The 24373-nt window shown below is 61.9% G+C and carries 23 protein-coding genes; 16 read left to right on the top strand and 7 right to left on the bottom strand.

All coding sequences use genetic code 11. The annotated features are described in order from the left end of the window. Window positions 1-25: 25 nt before the first annotated feature. Both NL528_RS25235 and NL528_RS25230 read right to left on the bottom strand, forming a co-directional pair. Window positions 26-370: a hypothetical protein gene (locus NL528_RS25235; protein WP_309177155.1), complete on the bottom strand. Its 345-nt coding sequence runs from the start codon at window positions 368-370 to the stop codon at window positions 26-28. 16 nt (window positions 371-386) lie between these two features. Then, entirely contained in the window at window positions 387-1337 is a 951-nt protein-coding gene (locus NL528_RS25230) for a hypothetical protein (RefSeq protein ID WP_309177154.1), read from the bottom strand. A gap of 197 nt (window positions 1338-1534) precedes the next feature. Between NL528_RS25230 and NL528_RS25225 the strand changes: the two genes are divergently transcribed. The 15 genes from NL528_RS25225 (at window position 1535) to NL528_RS25155 (ending at window position 16069) form a co-directional block, all read left to right on the top strand. Then, entirely contained in the window at window positions 1535-2668 is a 1134-nt protein-coding gene (locus NL528_RS25225; RefSeq protein WP_309177153.1) for a zinc-binding dehydrogenase, read from the top strand. An 88-nt stretch (window positions 2669-2756) separates the two neighbouring features. After that, window positions 2757-3149, top strand: coding sequence for an MAPEG family protein (locus NL528_RS25220; protein WP_309177152.1), 393 nt, complete (start codon window positions 2757-2759; stop codon window positions 3147-3149). Window positions 3150-3258: 109 nt separating this feature from the next. Next, window positions 3259-4257, top strand: coding sequence for an MBL fold metallo-hydrolase (locus NL528_RS25215; protein ID WP_309177151.1), 999 nt, complete (start codon window positions 3259-3261; stop codon window positions 4255-4257). Window positions 4258-4431: 174 nt separating this feature from the next. Then, a complete protein-coding gene (locus NL528_RS25210) occupies window positions 4432-4986 on the top strand; it encodes an NADPH-dependent FMN reductase (protein ID WP_309177150.1) in 555 nt (184 codons plus the stop codon). A gap of 64 nt (window positions 4987-5050) precedes the next feature. After that, window positions 5051-5368, top strand: coding sequence for a septum formation initiator family protein (locus tag NL528_RS25205; protein ID WP_309177149.1), 318 nt, complete (start codon window positions 5051-5053; stop codon window positions 5366-5368). Window positions 5369-5656: 288 nt separating this feature from the next. Beyond that, window positions 5657-6679: a pyruvate dehydrogenase (acetyl-transferring) E1 component subunit alpha gene (pdhA, locus tag NL528_RS25200; protein ID WP_309177148.1), complete on the top strand. Its 1023-nt coding sequence runs from the start codon at window positions 5657-5659 to the stop codon at window positions 6677-6679. Window positions 6680-6709: 30 nt separating this feature from the next. Next, the gene (locus NL528_RS25195) at window positions 6710-8092 is read left to right on the top strand and encodes a pyruvate dehydrogenase complex E1 component subunit beta (protein ID WP_309177147.1); all 1383 of its coding nucleotides are present in this window, start codon (window positions 6710-6712) and stop codon (window positions 8090-8092) included. 3 nt (window positions 8093-8095) lie between these two features. Beyond that, window positions 8096-8395 carry a DUF5076 domain-containing protein gene (locus NL528_RS25190; protein WP_309177145.1) on the top strand — a complete coding sequence of 100 codons (300 nt, stop codon included), beginning with the start codon at window positions 8096-8098 and terminating at the stop codon, window positions 8393-8395. A gap of 17 nt (window positions 8396-8412) precedes the next feature. Beyond that, window positions 8413-8865, top strand: coding sequence for a nucleoside deaminase (locus NL528_RS25185; protein WP_083641438.1), 453 nt, complete (start codon window positions 8413-8415; stop codon window positions 8863-8865). A gap of 93 nt (window positions 8866-8958) precedes the next feature. After that, the gene (locus NL528_RS25180) at window positions 8959-10296 is read left to right on the top strand and encodes a pyruvate dehydrogenase complex dihydrolipoamide acetyltransferase (protein WP_309177142.1); all 1338 of its coding nucleotides are present in this window, start codon (window positions 8959-8961) and stop codon (window positions 10294-10296) included. Window positions 10297-10314: 18 nt separating this feature from the next. Further along, window positions 10315-10671, top strand: coding sequence for a hypothetical protein (locus NL528_RS25175; protein WP_309177141.1), 357 nt, complete (start codon window positions 10315-10317; stop codon window positions 10669-10671). 13 nt (window positions 10672-10684) lie between these two features. Beyond that, window positions 10685-12106 (top strand): dihydrolipoyl dehydrogenase, encoded by a 1422-nt coding sequence (gene lpdA, locus NL528_RS25170; protein ID WP_309177140.1) that lies wholly within the window; start codon window positions 10685-10687, stop codon window positions 12104-12106. A 128-nt stretch (window positions 12107-12234) separates the two neighbouring features. Continuing rightward, window positions 12235-13476, top strand: a complete 1242-nt coding sequence (locus tag NL528_RS25165) for a threonine synthase (RefSeq protein WP_309177139.1) — start codon at window positions 12235-12237, stop codon at window positions 13474-13476. A 132-nt stretch (window positions 13477-13608) separates the two neighbouring features. Next, window positions 13609-14580, top strand: coding sequence for a tripartite tricarboxylate transporter substrate-binding protein (locus tag NL528_RS25160; protein WP_309177138.1), 972 nt, complete (start codon window positions 13609-13611; stop codon window positions 14578-14580). A gap of 229 nt (window positions 14581-14809) precedes the next feature. Next, complete coding sequence (locus NL528_RS25155; RefSeq protein ID WP_309177137.1) at window positions 14810-16069, top strand: cytochrome P450; 1260 nt, start codon at window positions 14810-14812, stop codon at window positions 16067-16069. A gap of 126 nt (window positions 16070-16195) precedes the next feature. Here NL528_RS25155 and NL528_RS25150 read toward each other — a convergent pair whose 3' ends face one another. From NL528_RS25150 to NL528_RS25140, 3 genes are all read right to left on the bottom strand, one after another. Beyond that, a complete protein-coding gene (locus NL528_RS25150) occupies window positions 16196-17929 on the bottom strand; it encodes an adenylate/guanylate cyclase domain-containing protein (RefSeq protein WP_309177136.1) in 1734 nt (577 codons plus the stop codon). A gap of 216 nt (window positions 17930-18145) precedes the next feature. After that, a complete protein-coding gene (locus NL528_RS25145; protein ID WP_309177135.1) occupies window positions 18146-20341 on the bottom strand; it encodes a lytic transglycosylase domain-containing protein in 2196 nt (731 codons plus the stop codon). Window positions 20342-20595: 254 nt separating this feature from the next. Further along, window positions 20596-20877, bottom strand: a complete 282-nt coding sequence (locus tag NL528_RS25140; protein WP_309177134.1) for a hypothetical protein — start codon at window positions 20875-20877, stop codon at window positions 20596-20598. 93 nt (window positions 20878-20970) lie between these two features. Between NL528_RS25140 and NL528_RS25135 the strand changes: the two genes are divergently transcribed. Continuing rightward, window positions 20971-21105: a hypothetical protein gene (locus tag NL528_RS25135; RefSeq protein WP_309177133.1), complete on the top strand. Its 135-nt coding sequence runs from the start codon at window positions 20971-20973 to the stop codon at window positions 21103-21105. Between the two features lie 478 nt (window positions 21106-21583). On the opposite strand, the gene NL528_RS25130 is transcribed toward NL528_RS25135, so the two are convergent. Next, the gene (locus NL528_RS25130) at window positions 21584-22867 is read right to left on the bottom strand and encodes an IS256 family transposase (protein WP_309176722.1); all 1284 of its coding nucleotides are present in this window, start codon (window positions 22865-22867) and stop codon (window positions 21584-21586) included. A 101-nt stretch (window positions 22868-22968) separates the two neighbouring features. Beyond that, window positions 22969-24101 (bottom strand): IS3 family transposase gene (locus NL528_RS25125; protein ID WP_143206051.1). Its coding sequence is split into 2 segments (ribosomal slippage): window positions 22969-23846 and window positions 23846-24101, totalling 1134 coding nucleotides; the frame shifts between segments, so codons are not numbered across the junction. Between the last annotated feature and the right edge of the window lie 272 nt (window positions 24102-24373).

Here is a 24373-nt window from a genome sequence, read left to right as displayed (position 1 = left end):
AAAACAGTGGGCAAGCATCACGCCGTCAATGCTTGAAGCAGGTTTCGTCGTCCGATGCCGCCACGACGTTTCGGGCGACCGCCGCGGCGGGGGAGAATGTCGCGGTTCTCGGGAGTTCGTGGCGGAGGCCGTGATCGGCTTCGAACTCCTTGACGAGCTTGACGATCCGGGAGTTGACGGTCACAAACCGGTCTTCGCCCAACGCAGCGCATTTCGCCAGAAATTCCTGTTCCTTGTTGCCATCGACGATCGCCTTCATCTTCTCGAGCACTTTTTGGATCGAGACGCCGAACGTTGTGCGCTTTTTCGCTGCCTTCTTCGCGGTCTTCTTTGCCCCTGCCGTCTTCTTTACTTTTGCCTTTTTTGCCATTGCTTCCTCCTGGCCGCTAGTTCAGGTTCGGTGATCCGAGCCGGTTGATAATGCTTCGGTTGATTGCGTCGTCGATGGCGCTGTTGTTACGTTCGATTGCCGTCGACGGACGCGGCGCGTATGTCGAGCCTCCAAGGAAGCCGTGAGGAGCGGGAGCGGGTTGGGGTTTCGGCGGCGGAGGCAACGAGATCGCGACAATTACCCTGTGAATGTCCTTTCGGAGCGCGGCTGCGCCTAGTGACGCGCCGGACACATTGAACAGGTGGTTCAAGGGGGTAAGGGTAACTTGAGGCGTCACCGAGCCTCCGATAGTGGTTTGAAAATTGAACGTGTCCGCGATCGTCGGAACCGTATCGCCATCTTTCGAGCCGGTCAGCCGCTGGAATTCGTTGAGATCGACAAATGTCTCGACCAGTTCGCCCAGCCCTATCCGGCCGCTCACGGGGTAGGCGAAATTCTCAGGTGACCCGTCCTCGGTGCACCGACCGCGGCGGAAATTGATCAGTTCACCAAACGTGTCATTGACCCGAAAAATCCGAACCGTCTGGCGCTGCAGGTCACTGGATCCTTTCGCCGGCATGCTGAATGTGCCATGGCTGAGAAGGTTAACGAAATCGACTTCTGCGGTGACTGTGTTCTGTTCCGTAATATCGAAGGTGAAATCGTAACTGATGGCCGCGCGTTCGTACTTCACGATGTTGGCACGTACCCTTGCGGGCAGTTCGTGCAGGTGCAGATCGAGTTGATCGAGGGGAAGCTGGTTGCTCTCGAGCTGACCCATGAATTCGGTCAGCTCCAATTTTCTGAGATAATCGATGATGGCCTGTTTGATAGCCGCTCGGGCCTCGCATCGGATGTGATGGACAATCTCGCGAGTGGCAAGTCGGATGACGTCGTCGGGTAGGGGATGGATCGCGCATCCAGCCATTCCAAGCGCGCCACAACTCAAAAGAATAAAACGCCACATAAGGAAATCCGCTTGAAAGAAAAAAATAAATCCGGACAAGTCTATGTTTGGTTCGATGCAAATGTCTGTGACATTTTGGCAACAAATCAACATTAGGTTGTGCCGACGGTGGCGTACTAGTCGCGCCGCACAACTTAGTTATCCGTTGTCTAAGACATGGCGGTCATCAAAAATCGATTCCGAACGGGAGGTTTACCGTGAGCACTTCATCTGGGCTGCAATTGCGTTCGCTGCTGAAAAAGAGCGGCGAACTCGAACTATCGCTGGTCAATATCCAGACGCCGGAGCCGGCGGAGGACGAAGTCGTGGTTCGTATCGAGGCCTCGCCGATCAACCCGTCCGATCTCGGGCTTCTGATCGGCCCGGCTGACATGTCGACCGCCAAGGTTTCTGGAACCAAGGACGCTCCCGTGGTCACGGCGAAGATGCCGGAAGCTGTGATGAGGATGATGGCGGCGCGGCTGGATGAATCGCTGCCGGTCGGCAACGAGGGGGCCGGCGTCGTGATCAAGACCGGATCCTCGGACGCCGCCAGGGCGCTGATGGGCAAGACCGTCGCTTGCATCGGCGGCGCGATGTACACGCAGTACCGTGTTCTCAAAGTGAGGGACGTCATGGAGCTGCCCGCCGGCGCTACGCCTGCCGACGGTGCTTCGTGGTTCGTCAATCCGCTGACCGCGCTCGGCATGACCGAGACCATGCGGCGCGAGGGTCACAAGGGGCTGGTGCACACCGCGGCCGCGTCGAACCTCGGGCAGATGCTCAACAGGATCTGCATCAAGGACGGCATTGGCCTCGTCAACATCGTCCGCAGCAAGGAGCAGGCCGACATCCTGCACAAGATCGGCGCCAAATATGTCGTCGACTCCACCGCAGCCAGCTTCATGGACGACCTCACCGCCGCGCTGGTGGAAACCGGCGCCACGATCGCCTTCGACGCCATCGGCGGCGGAAAGCTTGCCGGGCAAATCCTCACCTGCATGGAGATCGCGGCCAACAAGACCGCCAAGGAATACAGCCGCTACGGCTCGAACGTGTACAAGCAGGTCTATATCTACGGCAGCCTCGATACCCGCCCGACTGAACTGAGCCGGGCCTTCGGGCTAACCTGGGGTGTCGGCGGCTGGCTGTTGACGCCGTTCCTGCAGAAGATCGGCCCGGCTGAGATCGGCAGATTGCGCCAGCGGGTGGCGGCCGAGTTGAAGACGACCTTTGCCAGCCATTACACGCAGGTGGTGTCGCTGCAGGAGACGCTCCAGCTTTCCAACATCGCCATCTACAACAAGCGCTCGACCGGCGAGAAATTTTTGATCAACCCGAACAAGGGCTGACCGGGGGCAACAGCCCTCGCTTGGCCTGAGAATAGGAAATCCAGCTTCAGGAGTTGTCGGAATCGCAGTTTAAAAAGGGGGAAATTCAATGTCCACAGACCTCAAATATCTCGCCTTTACCGCCATTCTGACCGCTTCGCTGTGGATTCCCTATGTCGTCGCACAGGTTTCGACCAACGGGCCGCTGAAGCCCGAGAATTACGTCGATCCCACCCAGCGGCCATTGCCTGACTGGGGCAAACGTGCCGACCGAACCTACATCAACGCCGTCGAGACCTTCGCCCCGTTTGCCGCGCTGGTGATCGTGGCGCATCTGGCCGGCAAGGCCAACGCGATGACGGCATTCTGGGCGACCTGTTATTTCTGGATCAGGCTCGCCCATGCCGTGGTCTATCTGCTCGGCATTCCCCTGGTGAGGACAGTGCTGTTTACACTCGGCTATGTCGCGGTTGCCGGGATCTTTTGGGAAATCATCAAGTAGTCGTAACTGCATCGAACAGGGCTTGCGTTCTCCCGGCGACGGGAGAACATTTGCGCCGGTAACATATGCGGGAAACACCGCAAAAGCCGAGACCAGGGGAGAATTCGCCATGACCGAACTGAGCCGCCGTCATCTATTGGCCGGAGCCGCCGCCGCAGGCGCCACGACAGCCCTTTCGCCATTCACATCGCCGAGCGCGGACGCCGCGGTACCACCAACCGGAGCGCAGGCGCCCGGGTTCTATCGCTACAAGGTCGGCGACTACGAATGCACCTCGATCAATGACGGTGTGTTTTTGCGTCCGATCGATAACTTCGTCAGCAACGTCGCGAAAGACGAGGCGCAGGCCGCAGCGGACTCAGCCTATATGCCGAAGGGCATGGTCGCGGTGCCGTTCAACCCGCAGCTCATCAATACCGGCAGCAAGCTGGTCCTGATCGATTGCGGCAACGGCGTTTCCATGTTGGGGCCGAGCAAGGGGCGGGCCGGGCGCACCTTGCAAAATCTCGCCGCCGCCGGCGTCGACCCCAAGAGCATCGATATCGTGCTGATGTCGCATCTGCATCCCGATCACACCAACGGCATTCGTGCGGCCGATGGCTCGATGGCGTTTCCCAATGCCGAGATCATGGTGCCGGCAAAAGACTGGGAATTCTGGATGAGCGACGAGAACGCCGCCAAGGCCCAGTCCAACGAGATGATGAAGAACTACTTTGCCAACGTGAAGAAGATTTACGCCGGCATCGAGTCCAAGGTGACGAAGTATGATTGGGGCAAGGAAGTCGCGCCCGGCATCACCTCGATCGCAACGCCGGGCCACACGCCGGGACACACCTCCTTCGCCGTCGCCTCGGGGAGTTCGAAAATCCTGATTCAGTCCGATGTCACCAACATCCCCGAGTTCTTCCTGCGCAACCCGGACTGGCACGTGGTCTACGACGTCGATCCCGAGACGGCGCAGACGACGCGCCACAAATTCTATGACATGGCGGCGGCCGAGAAGGCGACGGTGGTGGGATTCCATTTCCCGTTTCCCTCGATCGGCCATGTCGAGAAGGATGGCGCGAAATACCGCCTGGTCCCGGTTGGCTGGGATCCGGTGATCTGATCGGCATCGCCAGGCCCGACGCAACAGGCCGCCCGGGGGCGGCCTGTTTGTTTTTTGGCGAAATGTTGTCTATGCGAACCCTGCGTTTCCAAAATTGCGCAGTTCATGCACTTGCATCCTTCTGCCGATGCGGCTAGCTGAGCATCACCGGTCCAGCTTAAAAAAGGAAATACCATGGCCACCCACAACGTCGTCGCGATCGTCGGCAGCCTCCGCAAGGAAAGTTTTTCGCTCAAGATCGCCCATGCGCTGGCCAAGCTGGCACCGGCTTCGCTGCAGCTCGAGGTCACGACCTTGCACGGCATTTCCTTCTTCAACCAGGATCTGGAAGCCGCCCCTCCGGCCGATTGGCTGGCGTTCCGCGAAAAGGTGCAGAAGTCGAACGGCGTGCTGTTTGTGACCCCCGAATACAACCGCTCGATCCCCGGCGTCTTGAAGAACGCCATCGACGTCGGATCGCGGCCCTACGGCAAGAGCTGGTTCCTCGGCAAACCGGTCGGCATCGTCAGCAATTCCCCGGGTCCGCTCGGCGGCGTCAGCGCGGCCAAACATCTGCAGAACATCCTGCCGGGTATCGCCGGGCCGATCCTGGGCCAGCCCGAAATCTATCTGAATGCCGTCGGCGATGCCTTTGACGACAAGGGCCAGCTCACCAAGGAATCGCTGCAGAAAGTGTTACAGCAGTACATCGATGCGTTTGCGGCTTTCGTCGAAAAGCAAAACCACTAAGTAAGGGCGGACCCGGCGCAGTCGTCTTAGGATTCCGTTAACCGGTCCGTCGCATGTTGGTGCCATGGTCTCTCGCACCCGACTGAAATCGCTGCTCACCGGGCTCGCCCTCTACACGATGGCGGCGATGATGGTCAGCTATTTCGGCGTCAACGCCTATACCGGCAAATATGGACTGAACGCGCGCCAGGAACTCGATCAGGAAATCATCGCCCTGACCTCGGAACTGGCGCGGCTGAAGCGGGAGCGCGCCGAGGGCGAGCAACGCGTCTCGCTCTTGAGGTCGGACCGGGTCGACCCTGATTTGCTGGACGAGCGCGCGCGCTTTCAGCTCGATTACGCCAATCCGCGCGATCTGGTCCGGACCAATAATCCGAACTGATTCCGTCAGACGTAATCTCCGCCGTCGTCCTGAGGTGCGCGCTCTTGCGCGCCTCGAAGGACGAGCCGCAAATTCATCCTTCGAGGCTCGCCAAGAGGCTCGCACCTCAGGATGACGACCGAGCAATTCCGCATATTTCAAAATCACCCGCCAACGATCACAAAAATGTCGCGCTCGGTTGCAGTGCGGCATAGCAATATTCCGTCAAGCGAACGCAATCCTTTCGCGGCGATTTGAGTTGGGTTAGAGAGGGCTTGAGTTCAGTCCCTCTTTGATCTGGAATTGCCCATGGCCTCACCAAAGAAAAGCGTCGCGAAGGAAGCAGGTCAGGACAAGGCACACGGCTCCCCTCCGGAATTCACCCGCGCGCAGGAACTGACCGCGCTGCGCGACATGCTGCTGATCCGGCGCTTTGAGGAAAAGGCCGGTCAACTCTATGGCATGGGGGCGATCGGCGGCTTCTGCCATCTCTATATCGGCCAGGAGGCGGTCGTCGTCGGGATGCAGATGGCCCTGAAGAAGGGCGATCAGGTCATAACCGGATACCGCGACCACGGCCACATGCTGGCCTGCGGGATGGAAGCCAAGGGCGTGATGGCCGAATTGACCGGCCGCCATGGCGGCTATTCCAAGGGCAAGGGCGGCTCCATGCACATGTTCAGCAAGGAGAAGAATTTTTACGGCGGCCACGGCATCGTCGGCGCCCAGGTCTCGCTCGGCACCGGTCTGGCTTTTGCCAACCGCTATCGCGGCAATGATTTCGTCAGCCTGGCCTATTTCGGCGACGGCGCCTCCAACCAGGGCCAAGTCTACGAAAGCTTCAACATGGCGGAGCTGTGGAAACTGCCCGTGATCTACGTGATCGAGAACAACCGCTACGCCATGGGCACCTCCGTGACCCGCTCGTCGGCGCAAACCGATTTCTCCAAGCGCGGTGATTCCTTCAACATCCCGGGCAAGCAGGTCGACGGCATGGACGTCCGAGCGGTGAAGGCGGCCGGCGACGAAGCGGTGGCCTGGTGCCGCGCCGGCAAGGGGCCGTTCATCCTGGAAATGCAGACCTACCGCTACCGCGGCCACTCGATGTCGGATCCGGCGAAGTACCGTACCCGCGAAGAGGTCGAAAAGATCCGCCACGACCAGGATCCGATCGAGCAGGTTCGCAATCGCCTGCTGGCGGCCAAGATGAGCGAGCAGGAATTGAAGGCGATTGACGCCGAGGTGCGCGAGATCGTCAATGCATCGGCGGATTTCGCCCAGCACGATCCCGAGCCCGATGCATCCGAGCTTTACACCGACATCTATCGCTGAGCAGGCGCAAGTTTTAATTTCGGAGTTCCCATGCCCATTCAAGTGCTGATGCCTGCGCTGTCGCCCACCATGGAAAAGGGCAACCTTGCCAAGTGGCTGAAGAAGGAAGGCGAGACCATCAAGTCGGGCGATGTCATCGCCGAGATCGAAACCGACAAGGCGACGATGGAAGTCGAGGCGACCGACGAGGGGACGCTCGGCAAGATATTGATCCCCGAAGGCACCGCCGACGTCGCGGTCAACACCCCGATCGCGACCATTTTGGCTGACGGCGAGAGTGCGGCGGACCTCGGCAAGGTCAGCGCGCCGCCGAAGCCGGCCGCGCCGCCTGCTGAAGCAAAAGCCGAAGCTCCCCCGTCAGAAGAAAAGAAAGCGCCATCCGCGCCGGCAGCCGTCGCCGAGCCTGATGCGGAAATTCCCGCTGGCACCGAGATGGTGACGATGACGATCCGCGACGCGCTGCGCGACGCGATGGCCGAGGAGATGCGGCGCGACCCGGACGTGTTCCTGATGGGCGAAGAGGTCGCGGAATATCAGGGCGCCTACAAAGTCAGTCAGGGATTGCTGCAGGAATTCGGCGCGAAACGGGTGATCGATACGCCGATCACCGAGCATGGCTTCGCCGGCATTGGCGTCGGTGCGGCGATGTCGGGCCTGAAGCCGATCGTCGAGTTTATGACCTTCAATTTCGCGATGCAGGCGATCGACCAGATCATCAACTCCGCGGCCAAGACGCTGTACATGTCCGGCGGACAGATGGGCTGTTCGATCGTGTTCCGTGGGCCCAATGGCGCCGCGTCGCGCGTCGCAGCCCAGCACAGCCAGGATTACTCGGCCTGGTACTCGCAGGTTCCGGGCCTCAAGGTGGTCGCGCCGTTCTCGGCCGCCGACTACAAGGGCCTGCTGAAAGCCGCGATCCGCGATCCCAATCCGGTGATCTTCCTCGAGAATGAAATGCTGTACGGCCATACCGGCGAGGTGCCCAAGCTCGACGACTATGTGGTGCCGATCGGCAAGGCCCGGATCGTACGGTCAGGCGGTCACGTGACGATCATCTCGTGGTCGAACGGCATGAGCTACGCGCTGAAAGCCGCCGATGAACTGGCGAAGGAAGGCATCGAGGCCGAAGTGATCGATCTGCGCACGCTGCGTCCGATGGACACCGACACCATCGTGGCCTCGGTCAAGAAGACCGGCCGCGCGGTGACGGTGGAGGAGGGCTGGCAGCAGAGCGGTGTCGGCGCCGAAGTCGCCGCCCGCATCATGGAGCAGGCCTTCGACTATCTGGACGCGCCGGTTAAGCGCGTCTCGGGCAAGGACGTGCCGATGCCCTATGCCGCGAACCTCGAAAAACTCGCATTGCCGTCGGTGGCCGAGGTGGTCGAAGCCGCCAAAGCCGTCTCATATCGGTGACGCATGGCGAAGGAGCAGCCATTACCGCCCGACGTCATGGGCCGCGATGATGCCATCGAGGTGCTGCGCGCATTCGTGGTCGATGGCGGGCTGTCGATCGCCTTCACCCGCGCGTTCGAGGAGCCGGACATGTGGGGCCTGCTGCTGGTCGACATCGCCCGCCATGCCGCGCGCGCCTATGCCCGCGAAAGTGGCTACACCGAGGACGAGGCGCTGACACGCATCGTCGACATGTTCGAAGCCGAAATCGCGCGACCGACCGATTTGGGCGATACCGCGCTCCGCTCGCAGCAGGGTCACTGAGAGAAACAGGCAGTCCTTTGGCAATTGAACAATATCATTTCGACTTTATGGCCGAAGCCATTCGCGAGGCCGAGAAGAGCATCGCGCAAGGGGGGCTGCCGATCGGCGCCGTGCTGACGCGCGACAACAAGATCATCGCGCGCGGGCATAATAACCGGGTGCAGGAGAAGAACGTCATCCTGCACGGCGAGATGTCCTGCCTGCGCAATGCCGGGCTGATTTCGTTTCATGACACCGTCATGTACACCACGCTGTCGCCGTGCTCGATGTGCGCGGGCGCGGTCGGGCTGTTCAAGCTGTCGCTGCTCGTCATCGGCGAGTCCGTGACGTTTCCCGGCAGCAAAGACATCCTGACCCAGTTCGCGATTCCCTATATCGATCTCGAGGACGAGCGGTCGATCAACATGATGAAATCATGGCGGTCGGTTCCGGCCAACGAGCGGCTGTGGCAAGGCGATATCGGCAATTGACGCGCGCAGGTCTTCCATCGGGCCTTTCCGAGGCCCAGACGTTTTGGTTAGCTTCCCGGTCGATGGAAGCATGAATAGGTTTGTGAGGTCGGTATGCCCATCAACATTCTGATGCCCGCGCTGTCGCCCACGATGGAAAAGGGCAACCTTGCCAAGTGGCTCAAGAAAGAGGGCGACAAGGTCAAGTCGGGCGACGTGATCGCCGAAATCGAGACCGACAAGGCGACGATGGAAGTCGAAGCCGTCGACGAGGGAACGATCGCAAAAATCCTGGTGCCGGAAGGTACCCAGGATGTCGCGGTCAACGACGTGATCGCGGTGATGGCCGGCGACGGCGAGGACGTGAAGGCGGCGGGAGCGGGGGCAGCAGCGCCGCCGAAAGCCGCTGCCGCACCGGCGCCCGCACCAGCCGCAGCGCCTGCGCCGATGGCTGCGGCACCTGCACCGGCTGCGCCGGCGCCAGCGCCTCAGGCGGCGGCACCGGCCCCGCAGGCCAACGGCCACGCCCGCATCTTCTCGTCGCCGCTGGCCCGCCGGCTCGCCAGGGAAGCCGGCATCGAGCTCGGCCGCATCAACGGCTCCGGCCCGCATGGCCGCATCGTCGCGCGCGACGTCGAAGACGCCAAATCCGGCAAGGGCCTGAAAGCCCCGGCCGCAGCACCCGCCGGCGCGCCCGCGATCGCGCCGTCAATGTCGGACAAGCAGATTCTCGCGCTGTTCGAACCCGGCTCCTACGAGGTGATCCCGCACGACGGCATGCGGCGCACGATCGCCCAGCGCCTCACCGCGTCGGTGCAGACCGTTCCGCATTTCTATCTGACAATGGACTGCGACATCGGCAAGCTGCTCGCGGCACGCGAGGAGATCAACGCCGCGGCGCCGAAGGACAAGGAAAAGAAGCCGCTCTACAAGCTCTCGGTGAACGATTTCGTCATCAAGGCGATGGCGGTCGCGCTGCAGCGGATTCCCAATTGCAATGTGAGCTGGACCGAAAGCGGCATGCTCAAGCACAAGCATTCCGACATCGGGGTGGCCGTTGCGATGCCGGGCGGCCTGATCACGCCGATCATCCGCAAGGCCGAAACCAAATCGCTGTCGACGATCTCAGGCGAGATGAAGGATTTTGCGGCGCGCGCCCGCGCCCGGAAACTCAAGCCGGAAGAATATCAGGGCGGCACCACGGCGGTGTCCAACCTCGGCATGTATGGCATCAGTCATTTCACCGCTGTCATCAACCCGCCGCACGCGACCATCCTGGCGGTCGGAACCAGCGAGGAACGCGCGGTGGTGCGCGGCGGCAAGGTCGAGGCGGCGCATATGATGAGCGTGACCTTGTCCTGCGATCACCGCGCCATCGACGGCGCGCTCGGCGCCGAATTGATTGGCGCCTTCAAGATGCTGATCGAAAACCCCGTCATGATGCTGGTGTAGCGGCGAAGGCGGCTTGAAATGCGCCACGTGGTCGCTGGTTGTGGTTTCCTGCTGGTGCTCTATCTCCCAATTTGGTGGAGCATGCCTTCGACGCTTCCGGCTCAAGACGTGGGATTTGCCTTGCTGCCCTTCACGCTGGCGGTATATGGCGGGCTGGCGATCGCGGCTCTTGCCATGTACTACGCCTTGTTTCGCGCAAGCGGTCATTCGATGCTTCTGCTGGCGCTCCTGCTCGCAGCCATTGTGACGTGCTGGTGCCTTCGCTGGGTCGACGGGCTCACAAGTCTGGAGGCTGGCGCGCTTGCCGCAGCTATACTCATGCATCACCTGATACTCAAAACCTTTGGCGCAATATCGCCTGCTAGACAGATCTGACCCGGGAGCCACCATGGCCGATACATCCTTCGACATCATCATCATCGGCGCCGGTCCGGGCGGCTATGTCACCGCGATCCGGGCGGCGCAGCTCGGCTTCAAGACCGCGATCGTCGAAAAGTCCTACCTCGGCGGCATCTGCCTGAACTGGGGCTGTATCCCGACCAAGGCGCTGTTACGCTCGGCTGAAATCTTCCACTACATGCAGCACGCCAAGGATTACGGGCTCTCGGCCGAGAAGATCTCCTACGATCCGAAGGCCGTGGTGCAGCGCTCGCGCGGGGTGTCAAAGCGCCTCAATGACGGCGTCGGCTTCCTGATGAAGAAGAACAAGGTTTCCATCATCTGGGGCGACGCCTCGATCGACGCGCCCGGCAAGGTCACGGTGAAGAAATCGGACGTTGAGGCGCCGAAGGGGGCGCTCGGCGAGGGCGCCTATCAGGCCAAGCACATCATCATCGCGACCGGCGCGCGGCCACGCGTGTTGCCCGGGCTCGAGCCCGACCAAAAACTGGTCTGGACCTATTTCGAGGCGATGGTGCCGGAGAAGATGCCGAAATCGCTGCTGGTGGTCGGCTCCGGTGCGATCGGCGTCGAATTCGCGTCGTTCTTCCACACCATGGGCTCCGACGTGACCGTGGTCGAGGTGCTGCCGCAGATCCTGCCCGTCGAGGACGCCGAGATCGCCGGCCTCGCGCGCAAGCGTTTCGAGAAGCAGGGCATCAAGATTCTCTCCGGCACCAAAGTCACAAAACTCGAGAAGAAGACCGACAGCGTGGTCGCGACCATCGACGACGGCAAGGGCAAGCCGCAAACGGTCGAGTTCGAGCGGGTGATTTCGGCGGTCGGCGTCGTCGGCAATATCGAAAATCTCGGGCTGGAAAAACTCGGCGTCAAGACCGACCGCGGCTGCGTCGTGATCGACGGTTTTGGCAAGACCAATGTTCCCGGCATCTACGCCATCGGCGACGTCGCCGGTCCCCCGATGCTGGCGCACAAGGCCGAGCATGAAGGCGTGGTCTGCGTCGAAGCCATCAAGGGCCTGCATCCGCATGCCACCGACAAGGACCTCATTCCCGGCTGCACCTATTGCAACCCGCAGATCGCCTCGGTCGGTCTCACCGAAGCCAGCGCCAAGGAAGGCGGCCGCGAAATCCGGGTCGGCCGCTTCCCGTTCGTCGGCAACGGCAAGGCGATCGCGCTCGGCGAGGATCAGGGCCTGGTCAAGGTCATCTTCGACAAGAAGACCGGCCAGTTGCTCGGCGCGCACATGATCGGCGCCGAGGTGACGGAATTGATCCAGGGCTATGTGGTCGCGATGAATCTGGAGACCACGGAAGAAGAGCTGATGCACACCATCTTCCCGCATCCGACGCTGTCGGAGATGATGAAGGAAGCGGTGCTGGACGCCTATGGGCGGGTGTTGAATATTTAGGGCCACCGTCATTGCGAGCGAAGCGAAGCAATCCACCTATCCACTCGTGGCGCTATGGATTGCTTCGTCGCTGACGCTCCTCGCAATGACGGATAACAAGAACGCTGGGACAAGAAAGAAAACCATCCGTGAAAGACAATGACAATCTCCGAATCGAACGCCCAACGTTCGTGACCCATCTCGAATGCGCGATGGAAGGCGATCACTATCCCGCCGACCAGATCCATAACCTCTCCAAGGCCGGCAAGCCGCTGTTGGTGCGCTACGATCTCGCCGGTGTGAAGAAGGCGCTGACCAAGGACGCGCTGGCGCAGCGCCCGGCCGACATGTGGCGCTACCGCGAGATGCTGCCGGTGCGCAAAGTCGCCGACATCGTCAGCTTGGGCGAAGTGACGACGCCGCTGATCCGGCTGCCGAAACTGTCGAAGAAGCTTGGCGGCGGCGAGATCATCGTGAAGGATGAAGGCCGGCTGCCGACCGGCTCGTTCAAGGCGCGCGGCCTCGTGATGGCGGTGTCGATGGGCAAGGCGCTCGGCATCAGGCACATGGCGATGCCGACCAACGGCAATGCGGGTGCAGCACTTGCGGCCTATGCGACCTCCTGCGGCATCAAGACCACGATCTTCTGCCCGGCCGATACCCCGGAAGTGAATGTCAGCGAGATCGAGCTGCAGGGCGCTACCGTCTATCGCGTCAACGGGCTGATCGACGATTGCGGCAAGATCGTTGGCGAGGGCAAGGCGAAGGCCGGCTGGTTCGATACCTCAACCCTGAAGGAGCCGTACCGGATCGAGGGCAAGAAGACGATGGGCCTGGAACTGACCGAACAGCTCGGCTGGGAAGTGCCCGATGTGATCTTCTATCCGACCGGCGGCGGCACCGGCCTGATCGGGATGTGGAAGGCGTTCGCCGAACTCGAGGCCATCGGCTTCATCGGCGCCAAGCGCCCGCGCATGGTCGCGGTGCAGGCCTCCGGCTGCGCGCCGATGGTGCGCGCTTTTGAAGCAGGCACCGAGCACGCGCCGCGCTGGGAAGATGCCCACACTATCGCGTCCGGCATTCGCGTGCCGCAGGCGGTCGGAGATTTTCTGATCCTGCGCGCGGTCCGCGAGAGCAAGGGTTTTGCGATTGCGGTCGACGACGAGAAGATTTCTGCTGCGCTCAACGAAGTCGCGCGCGAGGAGGGCCTGCTGCTGTGTCCGGAAGGCGCTGCGACCTACGCCGCCTACCAGCAGAGCCTCGCCGACGGCCGGGTGACGAAAAATGATCGCGTGATGCTGTTCAATTGCGCGACAGGGCTTAAGTATCCGTTGCCGCCGGTCACGCGCACGCTCGATCGTTTCCAGCCGATCGACTACGCGAATTTGTAAGGCGGCATTGCGGCGCTCTAACCCGTCATTGCGAGCGAAGCGAAGCAATCCATAGTGCGGCATAGGAAGTATGGATTGCTTCGTCGCAAGTGCTCCTCGCAATGACGATAGTGAGCGTTTTGGGAGGATACGATGCGAAGGGCGATTTGGGCCACACTGGTCGCGATGTTGGCGTTGGGCGGCGCCGCGGCCGCGGAGAATTATCCGTCGCATCCGATCACCGTCATCGTGCCGTTCTCGGCGGGTGGTCCATCCGATGCCATGATGCGGATCCTGGCCGAACGCATGAAGCTCAAGCTCGGCGAGACGATCCTGATCGAGAACGTGACCGGGGCGGGCGGCTCGCTCGGCGTCGGCCGCACCGTGCGTTCGGCCCCCGACGGTTACACCATCGGTTTCGGCCATCTCGGCACCAACGTCGCCAATGGCGCGATCTACAAGCTCGGCTACGACCTCGTGGCCGATCTGGAGCCGGTGGTGCTGTTGCCGAGCAATCCCATGATCATCGTCAGCAAGAATGCGGTGCCTGCGAAATCGCTGAAGGAGCTTTTGGCATGGCTGAAGTCGCGTCCGGTTCCGGCGGCCGCCGGCACGGCCGGCGCGGGTTCGGGCAGTCATATCGCCGGGCTGTATTTTGAGAACGTAACCGGCATCAAGCTGCAATATGTGCCGTATCGCGGCACGGGTCCGGCGCTGAACGACCTCGTCGCCGGCCAGATCGATATCATTGTCGATCAGCTGTCCAACTCCATCAACCAGGTGCACGCCGGTACCATCCGCGGTTACGCTGTCACCGACTCCAGGCGAGCAGAGCAGGCCGCGGACATTCCGACCGTGGACGAGGCAGGCTTGCCGGGTTTCCACATGACGCTGTGGTCGGGGCTGTGGGTGCCGAAGGGCACGCCGAAAGAGATCGTGGCAAAACTCAATGCGGCGGCGGTCGAGGCGCTGAGCGACCCGGCGGTGCGCAAGCAGCTCGAAAATTTGGGCTTGCAGATGACGCCGCTCGATCAGCTGTCGCCGGAGGCGCTGGGCAATTGGCAGAAGGCCGAGATTGCAAAGTGGTGGCCGGTGATCAAGGCCGCCAACGTCAAGGTGGAGTAAGCGGCGCTGTCCGCCGACGCTGACCAGGCCTTATGGAACCCATAGGCGCGCCGCGGGCCTGATCTGGAATTACCACAACGAACCTCCCATCTTTGCGGTGCCGTCGTGATCGGCAATCGTCTTGGGCGATCGTCTTGGGCAATCGTCTTGGGAGTGCCGAACGGCGGCGTGCATTCATCTGCGGCGGCGTGGGAACGACGCGCGGCCGCGTGCAACGCGGGTATCGGCCATGACGTTCCAGGCAGATTTCAGCAGTCCGGACTATTATCGCAATCCGGCCGCGGCGATCGAAAAACTTCGCGCGCAGGGGCCGGTCGTGCAGGTGCGCTTCCCGATCCTCGGCACGGTGTGGGCGACGACGACGGAGGCGCTGGCCGATCGGGTGCTGAAGGACACCACGATTTTCACCATTCGCGAGGAGGACGGCACCGTTGCCGGACTGCAATGGTGGATGCCGCGCATCGTGCGCACGCTTTCCAACAGCATGCTGTCGATGGACGAGCCGGATCACAAGCGGCTGCGCGATATCGTCGACGAGGCGTTCCGCCGCCGCGCTGTGCTCGATATGGAGCCGCATATTCGGGTCATCGGCGACCGACTCGCCAATAACCTGTTTGCCGAAGGCAGCCCGGCCGACCTCGTCGAGCGCTATGCACGCAAGCTGCCGCTGTCGGTGATTTGCGAACTGCTCGGGCTGCCACAGGCCGACCGTTCGAAATTCGCCGCCTGGGCGGGCGGCTTCACCCGCTTTACCGGCGCGCTCGGCTTTCTCGCCATGGTGCCGAACGCTTTTGCGATGAAGCGCTATATCGAGCGGCATCTCGAAACCGTTCGGCAGCATGGCGGCGAAGGGCTGATCGCCGAGATCGTGCGCGTCGCGAAGGACGGCGGACAAATCAGCCGCGACGAGATCGTGTCGATGGTGTTCCTGTTGCTGTTTGCCGGACATGAAACCACCACCCACCTCATCAGCGGGTCGGTGTATGAGCTGTTGAAGAATCCCGATCTGCGCGACTGGCTCAAGCAGGACTGGAGCCGCGTCGATCTGGCGGTGGAGGAATTTCTGCGCTTCATCACGCCGGTGCAATTCACCAAACCGCGCTGCGTGCGCCGGGATGTCGACCTCGGCGGCGTCAGGGTGAAAAAGGGCGAGAAGGTCATGGCCATGCTGGCGGCGGCCAATATGGACCCGCAGGCAAATCCCCATCCGGAGCGGCTCGACCTGCGGCGCAGGCCGAACCGGCATATCGCCTTCGGCACCGGAATCCATTTTTGCCTTGGCCACCAGCTCGCGCGGATCGAAGGCCGGTGCGCGCTGAAGTCGCTGTTCCAGCGCTGGCCGCAATTGACGCTCGCGGTCGATCCGTCCGAGATCACCTGGCGCAAGCGGCCCGGTCTGAAAGCCATCGATCGCCTGCCTGTGGTGGCCGGCCGGACGCAGCCGGATCGAGACGTGGGCTTGCAGATGGCGCCCCTCGATCAGCTCTAGCCGCAGGCGTTGGGCGATTGATTGGCAGAAGGCCGAAATCGCCAAATGGTGGCCGATGATCAAGGCCGCCAACGTCAACGCGGATTGAGGGCGTGGACTGATGAGCGCTCAGAGCGGCATCGGCGACTATTTTTCGATATGCCACGACCCGTCCCAGTTTTGGGGCGGCGGGTTTGCTTTGAGGTTCCCGACGCGCTTGAGCAGAGCGATCGACGCTCCGTCGCCGGGGCCGGCCTCGAGGGCCGCGTCAAGCGCGCGAAGCGCATCATCCCATCGCTGTTCGCGATAGGCGGCGAGGGCTTCCATATACCTGTCCCGTGACGTCAGCTGTTGCGGCGTAAGCTCGCCCTTGCGTCCAAGGATCTCAAAAATGACTTCCGAATGGGTGTGACCTGCTACCACGACCCGATCGATCTCTCGAACTTCGACGGTGTCACCGGCCGCGGCGACCGTGCGCTCGCAAACAAGATTGCGGGTGCCATACTCCTTGTTGGCGCCCTCCAGGCGTGAGGCGAGGTTCACCACGTCGCCCATCACGGTATAGCTCATCATGACGTCGGAGCCGATACTGCCGACCAGCGCTTCCCCCGTGGCAACGCCGATTCTCAGATCGCACGTCTCCATGGGAGTGCCCCGCACGCCAAGCAGTTCGGGGATGTCCTTACGCAATGCCGCTATACGTTCGATCATTTCCAGGGCGGCGAGACATGCAAAGCGGGCATGATCTGCCTCGTCGACGAACGGAGGCCCCCAATAGGCCATGATGCCGTCGCCGATATACTTGTCGATGATCCCCCGGTTGGTCCGGATCGGTTCGGACATGGTTGAAAGGTAGCGGTTCATGACCTTGACCAGGCCTTGCGGCGTCATGCCCTCGCTCAGGCTGGTGAATCCTTTCAGGTCGCAGAACAGCACAGTCATCACCCGGCGCTGGCCTTCGGCCGCTGTCAGGTTCGGGCGCTCGATCAACCCTTCGACGACGCGCGGATCGATATATTTTCCAAAAGTTTCCCTGACGCGCTGGTTGTCGCGCAGTTGCACGACCATCCGGTTGAACGCGGCGGCCAGTTGCCCGATTTCGTCACCCGTCGTTACAGCGATCGATTGGTCGAGCTGGCCGGCCTCGACCGCCCGCGTACCCTCGAGCAATTGCCGGACGGAGCGAATGATGCCACCGCTGACGAGGTTGGCGAAGATCAGTCCGACAATCGCCGCGAGCAGCGTCACGATGCCCGAGGTCAGGACTGCCTGGGTCTGCTCCGACCGGATCGTTACGGTTGCCCCATAGCCCACCTTCACCATCTCGGTGCGAATGGCGTCGATTTTCTCGTTGAATTCGTCGCGGAGTGCGTCGGTGCCAGCGAGGCTGCGTCTTACTGCTGCGAAATCTCGCGCATCAAGTTCTGAAAGGAGCTGCCCCGACGCCTGATTTAGATGGCGGCGGGTCTCGCTCACCAGACTGTCGATCCGGCTCTCGACGCGCGCCAGTGCGGCGTTGTCCGAGGGCGTACTCGTGTCGTCGATGATCGCATTGATCAGCTTGCGCGCGGCCTGCGCCTCGCTGTCGACTTCGGCGCCCTTCTCTTCGTACAGCTGCTTGCGAAGCTTGTAGCCCATCTCGTCGGGCGGCTCCTGCATCTTCGCGATCACCATACGGCGGAGCGCCAGAGCCTGTTCGAGCGACAGGATATTGATCCGCGTCAGATGCGCGTTGGCCGGAATATACCTTGCCGTCAGCTCATCGAGCAGGTGGCCGACCCGGCCAACCATCACCATCGAGAGGACGGATGTCGCCACCATGAGGACGATCAATCCGACCGCGATGGCGACAATCCGCCTTCTGATCGACCGCTTAATCATCGATCCGGAGAATGTCTTTAGTTTCTGAAGCGTGAGAGTGTTTGAAATGTCTCTGCTCCGCTAGAAAGGTCATCAGATGACATCATCCGGCAGGAACGGTCAACCGACTTGATGCAGGTCAACCCGGACGGGATTTCATTCGCGCCGCGAAAGCGGCGACGAATTCGGGCCGAGCCAATCAGTCTGCGTATGCCACCTCACGGACCTCGCGCAACTTCACTGGCCGGCAGACGTCGCGGCCGGCGGCAGCGGTGCCGCGTTGACCTCCTGCGTGACCACGGGCTGGTCGGTCTTCGACGCCACCGCGGCTTCGCCCTCAAAGCGGACGCGATAGACCAGCAGATTCTCCATCACCCGCTGGACATAGTTTCGCGTCTCGGAGAGCGGAATGCGCTCGACCCAGTCGACCGGATCCACCTTGGGATCGCGGGGGTCGCCGTAGGCCTTGATCCAGTCGCGGACGCGGCCGCGGCCGGCATTGTAGCCGGCGAAGGTCATGATGTGGCAGCCCTTGTATTCGCTCAGCAGCGCAGAGAGTTCGGCGGCGCCCATCTGCGTATTGTAGACGGGATCGGAAACCATCCGGTCCCAGTCATAGCTGACGCCGAAGCGTTTGGCGGTGTCGCGTCCGGCTTCCGGCGTCACCTGCATCAGGCCGACCGCATTGGCCGACGACTTGTCGCGCTGGTCGAATGCGCTCTCGGTGCGCGCCACCGAATAGATGATGCTGCGCTCGATGGCGGGACCGACCGGGCTGTGCCTGGGAATCCCGATGGTCGGGAACGCGTAATGGTCGAGCGCCAGCCCGCGGCCGAGCGCGGACTTTCCGACCTGCAGCATCGCGATTGCATCGTTGCGGCGGCCGGTGAGCTCGCCGAGCGCTTCGAGCACGGCGACGTCAGGGCTTTGTTCGGCGAGGTCGGCGACGAAATACAGCACCACGTCGCGCTCGCCGATCTCGTAGAGCATATCGGCGGCGCGCACGCGTTCGTCGGTAGCCACAGCGCCGTCCGATGCGAGAACAGGCGAGGGCGCGCGCAGTTCAATCTGCTCGATGCCGAGCTTGGCGCGCGCGAGCTGTCCGTAATAGGCGGTCGGGTAGCGCGCGGCCGCCCGATAGCTTTCGCGCATCGCAGCTTTTTCGCCGAGGGCTTCGGCGGCGCGCCCGCGCCAGTAATTCGCCCGCGCCAGCACGATGGGATTGGACTGGCCGCCGTCGATTTGTGCGAAATGCGCCGCCGCGGTGACGGGATCGTCGAGGTAGCGCAACGCGATCCAGCCGCACATGAAATGGTAGTCGGCCCGGTAGTATTCGTTGGCCGGCGCCGCTGCGGGACGGATCACGTCGTAGGCGGTCTGGAACTTGCCCTGATCGAGCAGCTTGCGGGCGAGCGAGCGCCGCTCGCGCCACCATTGATCGGTCTCCTGCTGCGCCATGGTCTCCGGCGCCGCCGCCAGCATCAGCTGCGCCGCGTCGTCAATCCTGTTCTGGGCGAGCATCCATTGGATGCGGCACAGCGTGTAGCCGAGATCGGCTCGCGCCTCGGTCGCGACATCGTCGAGCGCGCTCAGCGCCTTGTCCGATTTCCCCTTGACCGCGGCACAGGCTTTTACGATCGCAAGCTCGTCGCTGCCAAGGTGTTGCGCGGCGCGTCTGGCGCCCGCGAGATCCCTGGCGCCGATGCGCATATCCATGCGCGCCCGGTGGTCGTCGCGGGTGAGCAGGTCGTGAAAGGTCTCGTAGGCCTCGGCTTCGAGACGCTCCGACAATTCCTCCGACCGCCAGGCGTCGCGAACCAGCCGGCCCGCACCGTCGCGATCGCCTTCCGCTGATAGCACCCGCGCCAGCGCGAATTTGCCCTTGGCGCTGGCGGGCCCATTGCCCGCAAACCCGCGAACCGTGGCCGCATCGCTGCGCTCCTGCCACAGCCGCGCCTCCGCCCGCCGGCGCAGCAACCCCGCACTCGGCCAGTCCGGATTGCCGGCGATGAACGCCGCATAGCGGTTGAAATTCGCCGTCGTCTCGGGGTGACGCAGGATGAACCACTCGACCAGTTTCTGCCCCGCCGGGTCCGCGATCCTGTTTTTGGTGGCGGTCGCCTCGTCGGTCTTGGCCTTGCGCGCGAGATCGATGGCTTCCTTCACCAGCGCAAGATCGCCCGAGAGCGGAGGGGCGGCCTCCTTGCGAGCGGGCTCATCCCTGGATTGCTTTGACTTGCGTTCTGCGTCGGCATGCCGTGCGTGCCGGCGCTTTCCAAGCGCCGCGTGGCGATGGGGGCGAGCCTCCTTCGCTTCGTGCGTCTTTCTGGCGTGTTGTTGCTTATGGCTGGGCCGTGCGGTCGCATCCGTCGAGAACACGGTGAGCGCGGCAACGGTGAGGAAACAGGACAGCGAACGCAAGCACTGGTTCATTCCATGGTCCTCCTGCAAAGCAGCAGTCACAAACCAAGAGATCACACCACGCGTACAGCCCTAGCCCCGTCCGAGACCTAGCACATCATCGGTTAAGCAATTGTCGCGCTGGGGCAACACTGTGGGAAAAACGGGGAGGCGGGTGGAACCCAAAGGTAAAATGCAACCCGGAGGAGCTGTGTGGCGGCTCACTTCAGCGTCTGACACATTTCGGACATCTGACAACAGACCCCGGACGCCCATCAGCGGAACTTTCATCGTCCAAGGGACGCCGCCAAACTTTCCAGATTTTGTGGACTGACGTCGATCAAGCCACGCCGCGGTGCATCGATATCGGCGATCAGAAGAAAAGCAATTGAGGTGATAAACGGCAACACGAGAGCAAGCTTTCTCGTGGTCTTGCCGCCTCGCGACCGATAGCCGAACAGAACATTGGTACAAAGCGCGATGGCCGCCATGAGCCACCATACGGCGCGGGGAATCCGGTTCCAGAATGCCGCTTGAGTGTAGCCCTGCGAGTTGATCACATCGTTCATGCCAGCGAGCAACAGCGCTGCGACTGGCGTTGGTTCTGTAGTGGCCGGTCCGCGGACGGCAGCCCAGAGATCGGCCTGCAACTGGCGGGTCGATTGATCGATCTGCGTCTGCCGAATACTGTCCCGATTGTTGTAGAAGAGGATGCGCTGGTCGAGATATGCGCGAAGAAGCCTTCGCGCATTGTCGCGCCCCGTTTCAGCAATACATCGACGACGACAACGGATTGATTGTGCAGCATTCGGTGCAACGGCGGATTGCGTCTTCCGCTTCGCTCGTTGAGCTACGGCGGACGCAGTCGGCTAATCCCCCGCGCGTTGCGCCGCGGCAACTTCCTGATGCCTTTACTCAAACCAGGGCGTGTAATCATTTTTTCGGTGTCTTTAGTAGTGTTACGTTACCGGTTGCGGCGCAGGCGCAGCATCGCGCCCGGTGCGATCACCGCGCGCGCGGACGATTGCTGGATCACTGAGGCTCTGTGAGATGTGAACAGCTTGGCGGCTTCTGTCGCGCTGAAGACGGTTTGGGACAAGAACAAATCATGAGACGGCTTGGAACACGAACAATCATGGTGGGTTGACTCGGATTCCCTAAAATCAAGGGAGAACGACCATGAAACTTGCGACAATAGCATTGGCTTCTGTGTTCGCACTCTCAAGCACGTTCGCGCTTGGAGCTATCGCCAATTTTTGGTGACGGCCTGATCAGTCAGGCGGCGGCGGTTGCGGGCTGAGGGGCGGCCAGCTTGGCGGTGACCTCGATCCCGTCGGTGAATTTCACACCGAGAATGATCTTTGGCAAGTGTGCATGTCCGTCGAGCCGTCGCCAGGATCGTTGCGCCCCTTCGACCAGCTTGAATACCATGGCGAGAGCGGTCTTGTTTGAGAGGCAGCCTTTCGATCGGATCGTGCGGTGGCGGACGGTCGCGAAAGTGCTTTCAATCGGGTTGGTGGTGCGCAGGTGCTTCCAATGCTCGGCCGGGAAGTCGTAGAAGGCGAGCAGCAGGTCGCGATCCTTCGTCAGACAATCGACGGCCTTCTGGTATTTCGGCGTGTAGCTTTCGATGAAGGCGTCGAAGGCGACTTCGGCATTGGCCTTGGTCTCGGCCATCCAGATTTCCTGCAGCGCCCGCTTGGCCTTTGGTTGCACACTCTTGGGTAATTTGCCCAGCACGTTCGCCGTCTTGTGCACCCAACAGCGCTGCTCGCGTGCTTTCGGCCAGACCTCGCCGGCCGCTTTCCAGAAGCCGAGCGCGCCGTCGGCGATCATCAGCTCGGGCCGGGCATCGAGCCCGCATCGCTTCAGATCCAGCAGCAGATCGCGCCAATCCTGCGCACTTTCCCGAGCGCCATCGGTGAACCCGACGAGCTCTTTCTTGCCCTCGGGCGTCGCGCCGATCAGCACCAGGATGCACTGCTTTTCATCTTCCAGCCGCGCCTCGAGGTGGATGCCGTCCGCCCAGACGTACACGTAGCGCTTGCCCGACAAATCACGCTTGCGCCACTGGGCATGATCATCCTGCCAGCCGTCCTTCAGGCGGCCGATGGCGCTGGCCGAGAGGCCGGGCGCATCCTTGCCGAGCAAGGCCGCCAGAGCGTCCGAGAAATCGCCGGTCGAGATGCCCTTCAGGTAGAGGATCGGTAGCAGCGTCTCGATCGACTTCGAGCGGCGCATATAGGGCGGCAAGATCGATGGCGAGAAGCGGATGCGGCGGGGATCGCCGGCTGCGGCCTCGCGATCGCGCACGCGGGGCTGGCGCACCGGGACCGCGCCGATGCCCGTCATCACCTCGCGCTCGGGCAGATGACCGTGGCGCACCACGCGTTGGTGGCCATCCTCGGTCTTCAAATCGGCATGCTTGGAAAGAAACCCGGCGACCTCGGCCTCCACCGCCTGGGCGAGAAGGGCACGCGCCCCATCGCGCAAAATGTCGGTGAGTTGGTCGCTGAAAGTTCCTGGCTGAATCAGTTTTACGACGGTATCCTTAGACACGGCATATCGCTCCTTTGGTGGAGAAGTGGAGGCGTTGAACTGAGCTGGCCCCGGTTGTCTGAACAAAAATTCCGCGTCGATAAGTGGAGCCTCTGCCGAGGTTAGGCCGCCGCGCGGAGCGGCGGAAGATCGAAGTAGGCTTGATCCGGGGTCATGTCGTCAAGACTCGAATGAGGACGTCGGCCGTTGTAAAAGTCGAGATACCGGCCGATCGAATGTCGCGCCTCGCCGACGGTTTCGTAGGCTCGCAGATAGACCTCCTCGTATTTGACGCTGCGCCACAGCCGTTCGACGAACACATTGTCCCGCCAGGCCCCTTTGCCATCCATGCTGATGGCGATGCCATTGCTGGCGAGCAGGCCGGTGAACGCCGCGCCGGTGAACTGAGAGCCCTGATCGGTGTTGAAGATGTCCGGCTTGCCGTGGCGAGCCAAGGCATCTTCCAGGGTCTCGACGCAGAAGGCCGCCTCCATCGTGATCGACAGCCGCCACGACAGAACACGACGTGTCGCCCAGTCCAGCACCACGGCGAGATAGACGAAGCCGTGCGCCATCGGAATGTACGTGATGTCCATGGCCCAGACCTGGTTCGGCCGCCGGATCTCGATGCCGCGCAGCAGATACGGATAGATCTTGTGGCCGGGCTCGGGCTTGGTGGTGCGCGGACGGCGATAGAGCGCCTCTATCCCCATCCGCCGCATGAGCGTCTTCACATGCCGGCGGCCGATCTTGCACCCCTGCAAAGCCAGCAGGCCTCGCAACATACGCGAACCGGCGAAGGGATACTCCAGGTGCAGCCGATCGAGACGCTGCATGATCTCGAGGTCGGCTGAAGAGACTGGACGCGGCAGATAGTACACGCTGCCGCGACTGACCTTCAAAATCTCTGCCTGCTTGGTGATCGACAGATCGTGCTTACGGTCGATCATCGCTTTGCGCTCAGCAATCCCGCCTTGGTGAGCGCGCCTTCTAAAAAATCGTTCTCCAGCGTCAGCTCCCCGATCTTGGCATGCAGCGACTTCACATCGACCGCGGGCGTGGCCGGCGTCCCGCCCCCCGATCCGAAAATATCAGAGGCGCCGCCCTCAAGCTGTGATTTCCAGGCCGTAATCTGATTGGGGTGAACGTCGAAATGCTCCGCCAGCTGGGCTATCGTCCGATCGCCCTTGATGGCGGCCAGAGCCACCTTCGCCTTGAAGGCCGGTGAGTGGTTCCGCCGGGGTCGTCTGCTCATGGTCTCTCCTGTTCACGGCAATTATCGCCGCTGTCAGGCAGAAATTCCACTTATCGTTCTGTCCAGATTTCCGCGACCGGCTCTATGCCGCCTTCCCGATTCACGCCGTCACCAACTTTGGGCCATAGCTCTCGCGCTTGCACAGACACGTCATCAATACACAAGTCATAAGTATCATCATAAGTACAAGTCAGCGGACTATAAGTACAACTCGGGCGTCAGGCCCGACCAAGGTACGGTCGGCATGGGCCGCGGCAGCTACGGTCAGTACT

It is taken from the genome of Bradyrhizobium sp. Ash2021, assembly GCF_031202265.1.
Classification (GTDB): domain Bacteria; phylum Pseudomonadota; class Alphaproteobacteria; order Rhizobiales; family Xanthobacteraceae; genus Bradyrhizobium.
The sequence above is the reverse complement of the archived record's forward strand: the minus strand, read 5'-3'. Positions and strand labels throughout refer to the sequence as shown.

Coding starts and splice junctions, on each gene's coding strand:
- NL528_RS25235 (WP_309177155.1), bottom strand. CDS start 370: ATGGCAAAAAAGGCAAAAGTAAAGAAGACGGCAGGGGCAAAGAAGACC.
- NL528_RS25230 (WP_309177154.1), bottom strand. CDS start 1,337: ATGTGGCGTTTTATTCTTTTGAGTTGTGGCGCGCTTGGAATGGCTGGA.
- NL528_RS25220 (WP_309177152.1), top strand. CDS start 2,757: ATGTCCACAGACCTCAAATATCTCGCCTTTACCGCCATTCTGACCGCT.
- NL528_RS25215 (WP_309177151.1), top strand. CDS start 3,259: ATGACCGAACTGAGCCGCCGTCATCTATTGGCCGGAGCCGCCGCCGCA.
- NL528_RS25210 (WP_309177150.1), top strand. CDS start 4,432: ATGGCCACCCACAACGTCGTCGCGATCGTCGGCAGCCTCCGCAAGGAA.
- NL528_RS25205 (WP_309177149.1), top strand. CDS start 5,051: ATGGTCTCTCGCACCCGACTGAAATCGCTGCTCACCGGGCTCGCCCTC.
- pdhA (WP_309177148.1), top strand. CDS start 5,657: ATGGCCTCACCAAAGAAAAGCGTCGCGAAGGAAGCAGGTCAGGACAAG.
- NL528_RS25195 (WP_309177147.1), top strand. CDS start 6,710: ATGCCCATTCAAGTGCTGATGCCTGCGCTGTCGCCCACCATGGAAAAG.
- NL528_RS25190 (WP_309177145.1), top strand. CDS start 8,096: ATGGCGAAGGAGCAGCCATTACCGCCCGACGTCATGGGCCGCGATGAT.
- NL528_RS25180 (WP_309177142.1), top strand. CDS start 8,959: ATGCCCATCAACATTCTGATGCCCGCGCTGTCGCCCACGATGGAAAAG.
- NL528_RS25175 (WP_309177141.1), top strand. CDS start 10,315: ATGCGCCACGTGGTCGCTGGTTGTGGTTTCCTGCTGGTGCTCTATCTC.
- lpdA (WP_309177140.1), top strand. CDS start 10,685: ATGGCCGATACATCCTTCGACATCATCATCATCGGCGCCGGTCCGGGC.
- NL528_RS25160 (WP_309177138.1), top strand. CDS start 13,609: ATGCGAAGGGCGATTTGGGCCACACTGGTCGCGATGTTGGCGTTGGGC.
- NL528_RS25155 (WP_309177137.1), top strand. CDS start 14,810: ATGACGTTCCAGGCAGATTTCAGCAGTCCGGACTATTATCGCAATCCG.
- NL528_RS25150 (WP_309177136.1), bottom strand. CDS start 17,929: ATGATTAAGCGGTCGATCAGAAGGCGGATTGTCGCCATCGCGGTCGGA.
- NL528_RS25145 (WP_309177135.1), bottom strand. CDS start 20,341: ATGAACCAGTGCTTGCGTTCGCTGTCCTGTTTCCTCACCGTTGCCGCG.
- NL528_RS25140 (WP_309177134.1), bottom strand. CDS start 20,877: ATGAACGATGTGATCAACTCGCAGGGCTACACTCAAGCGGCATTCTGG.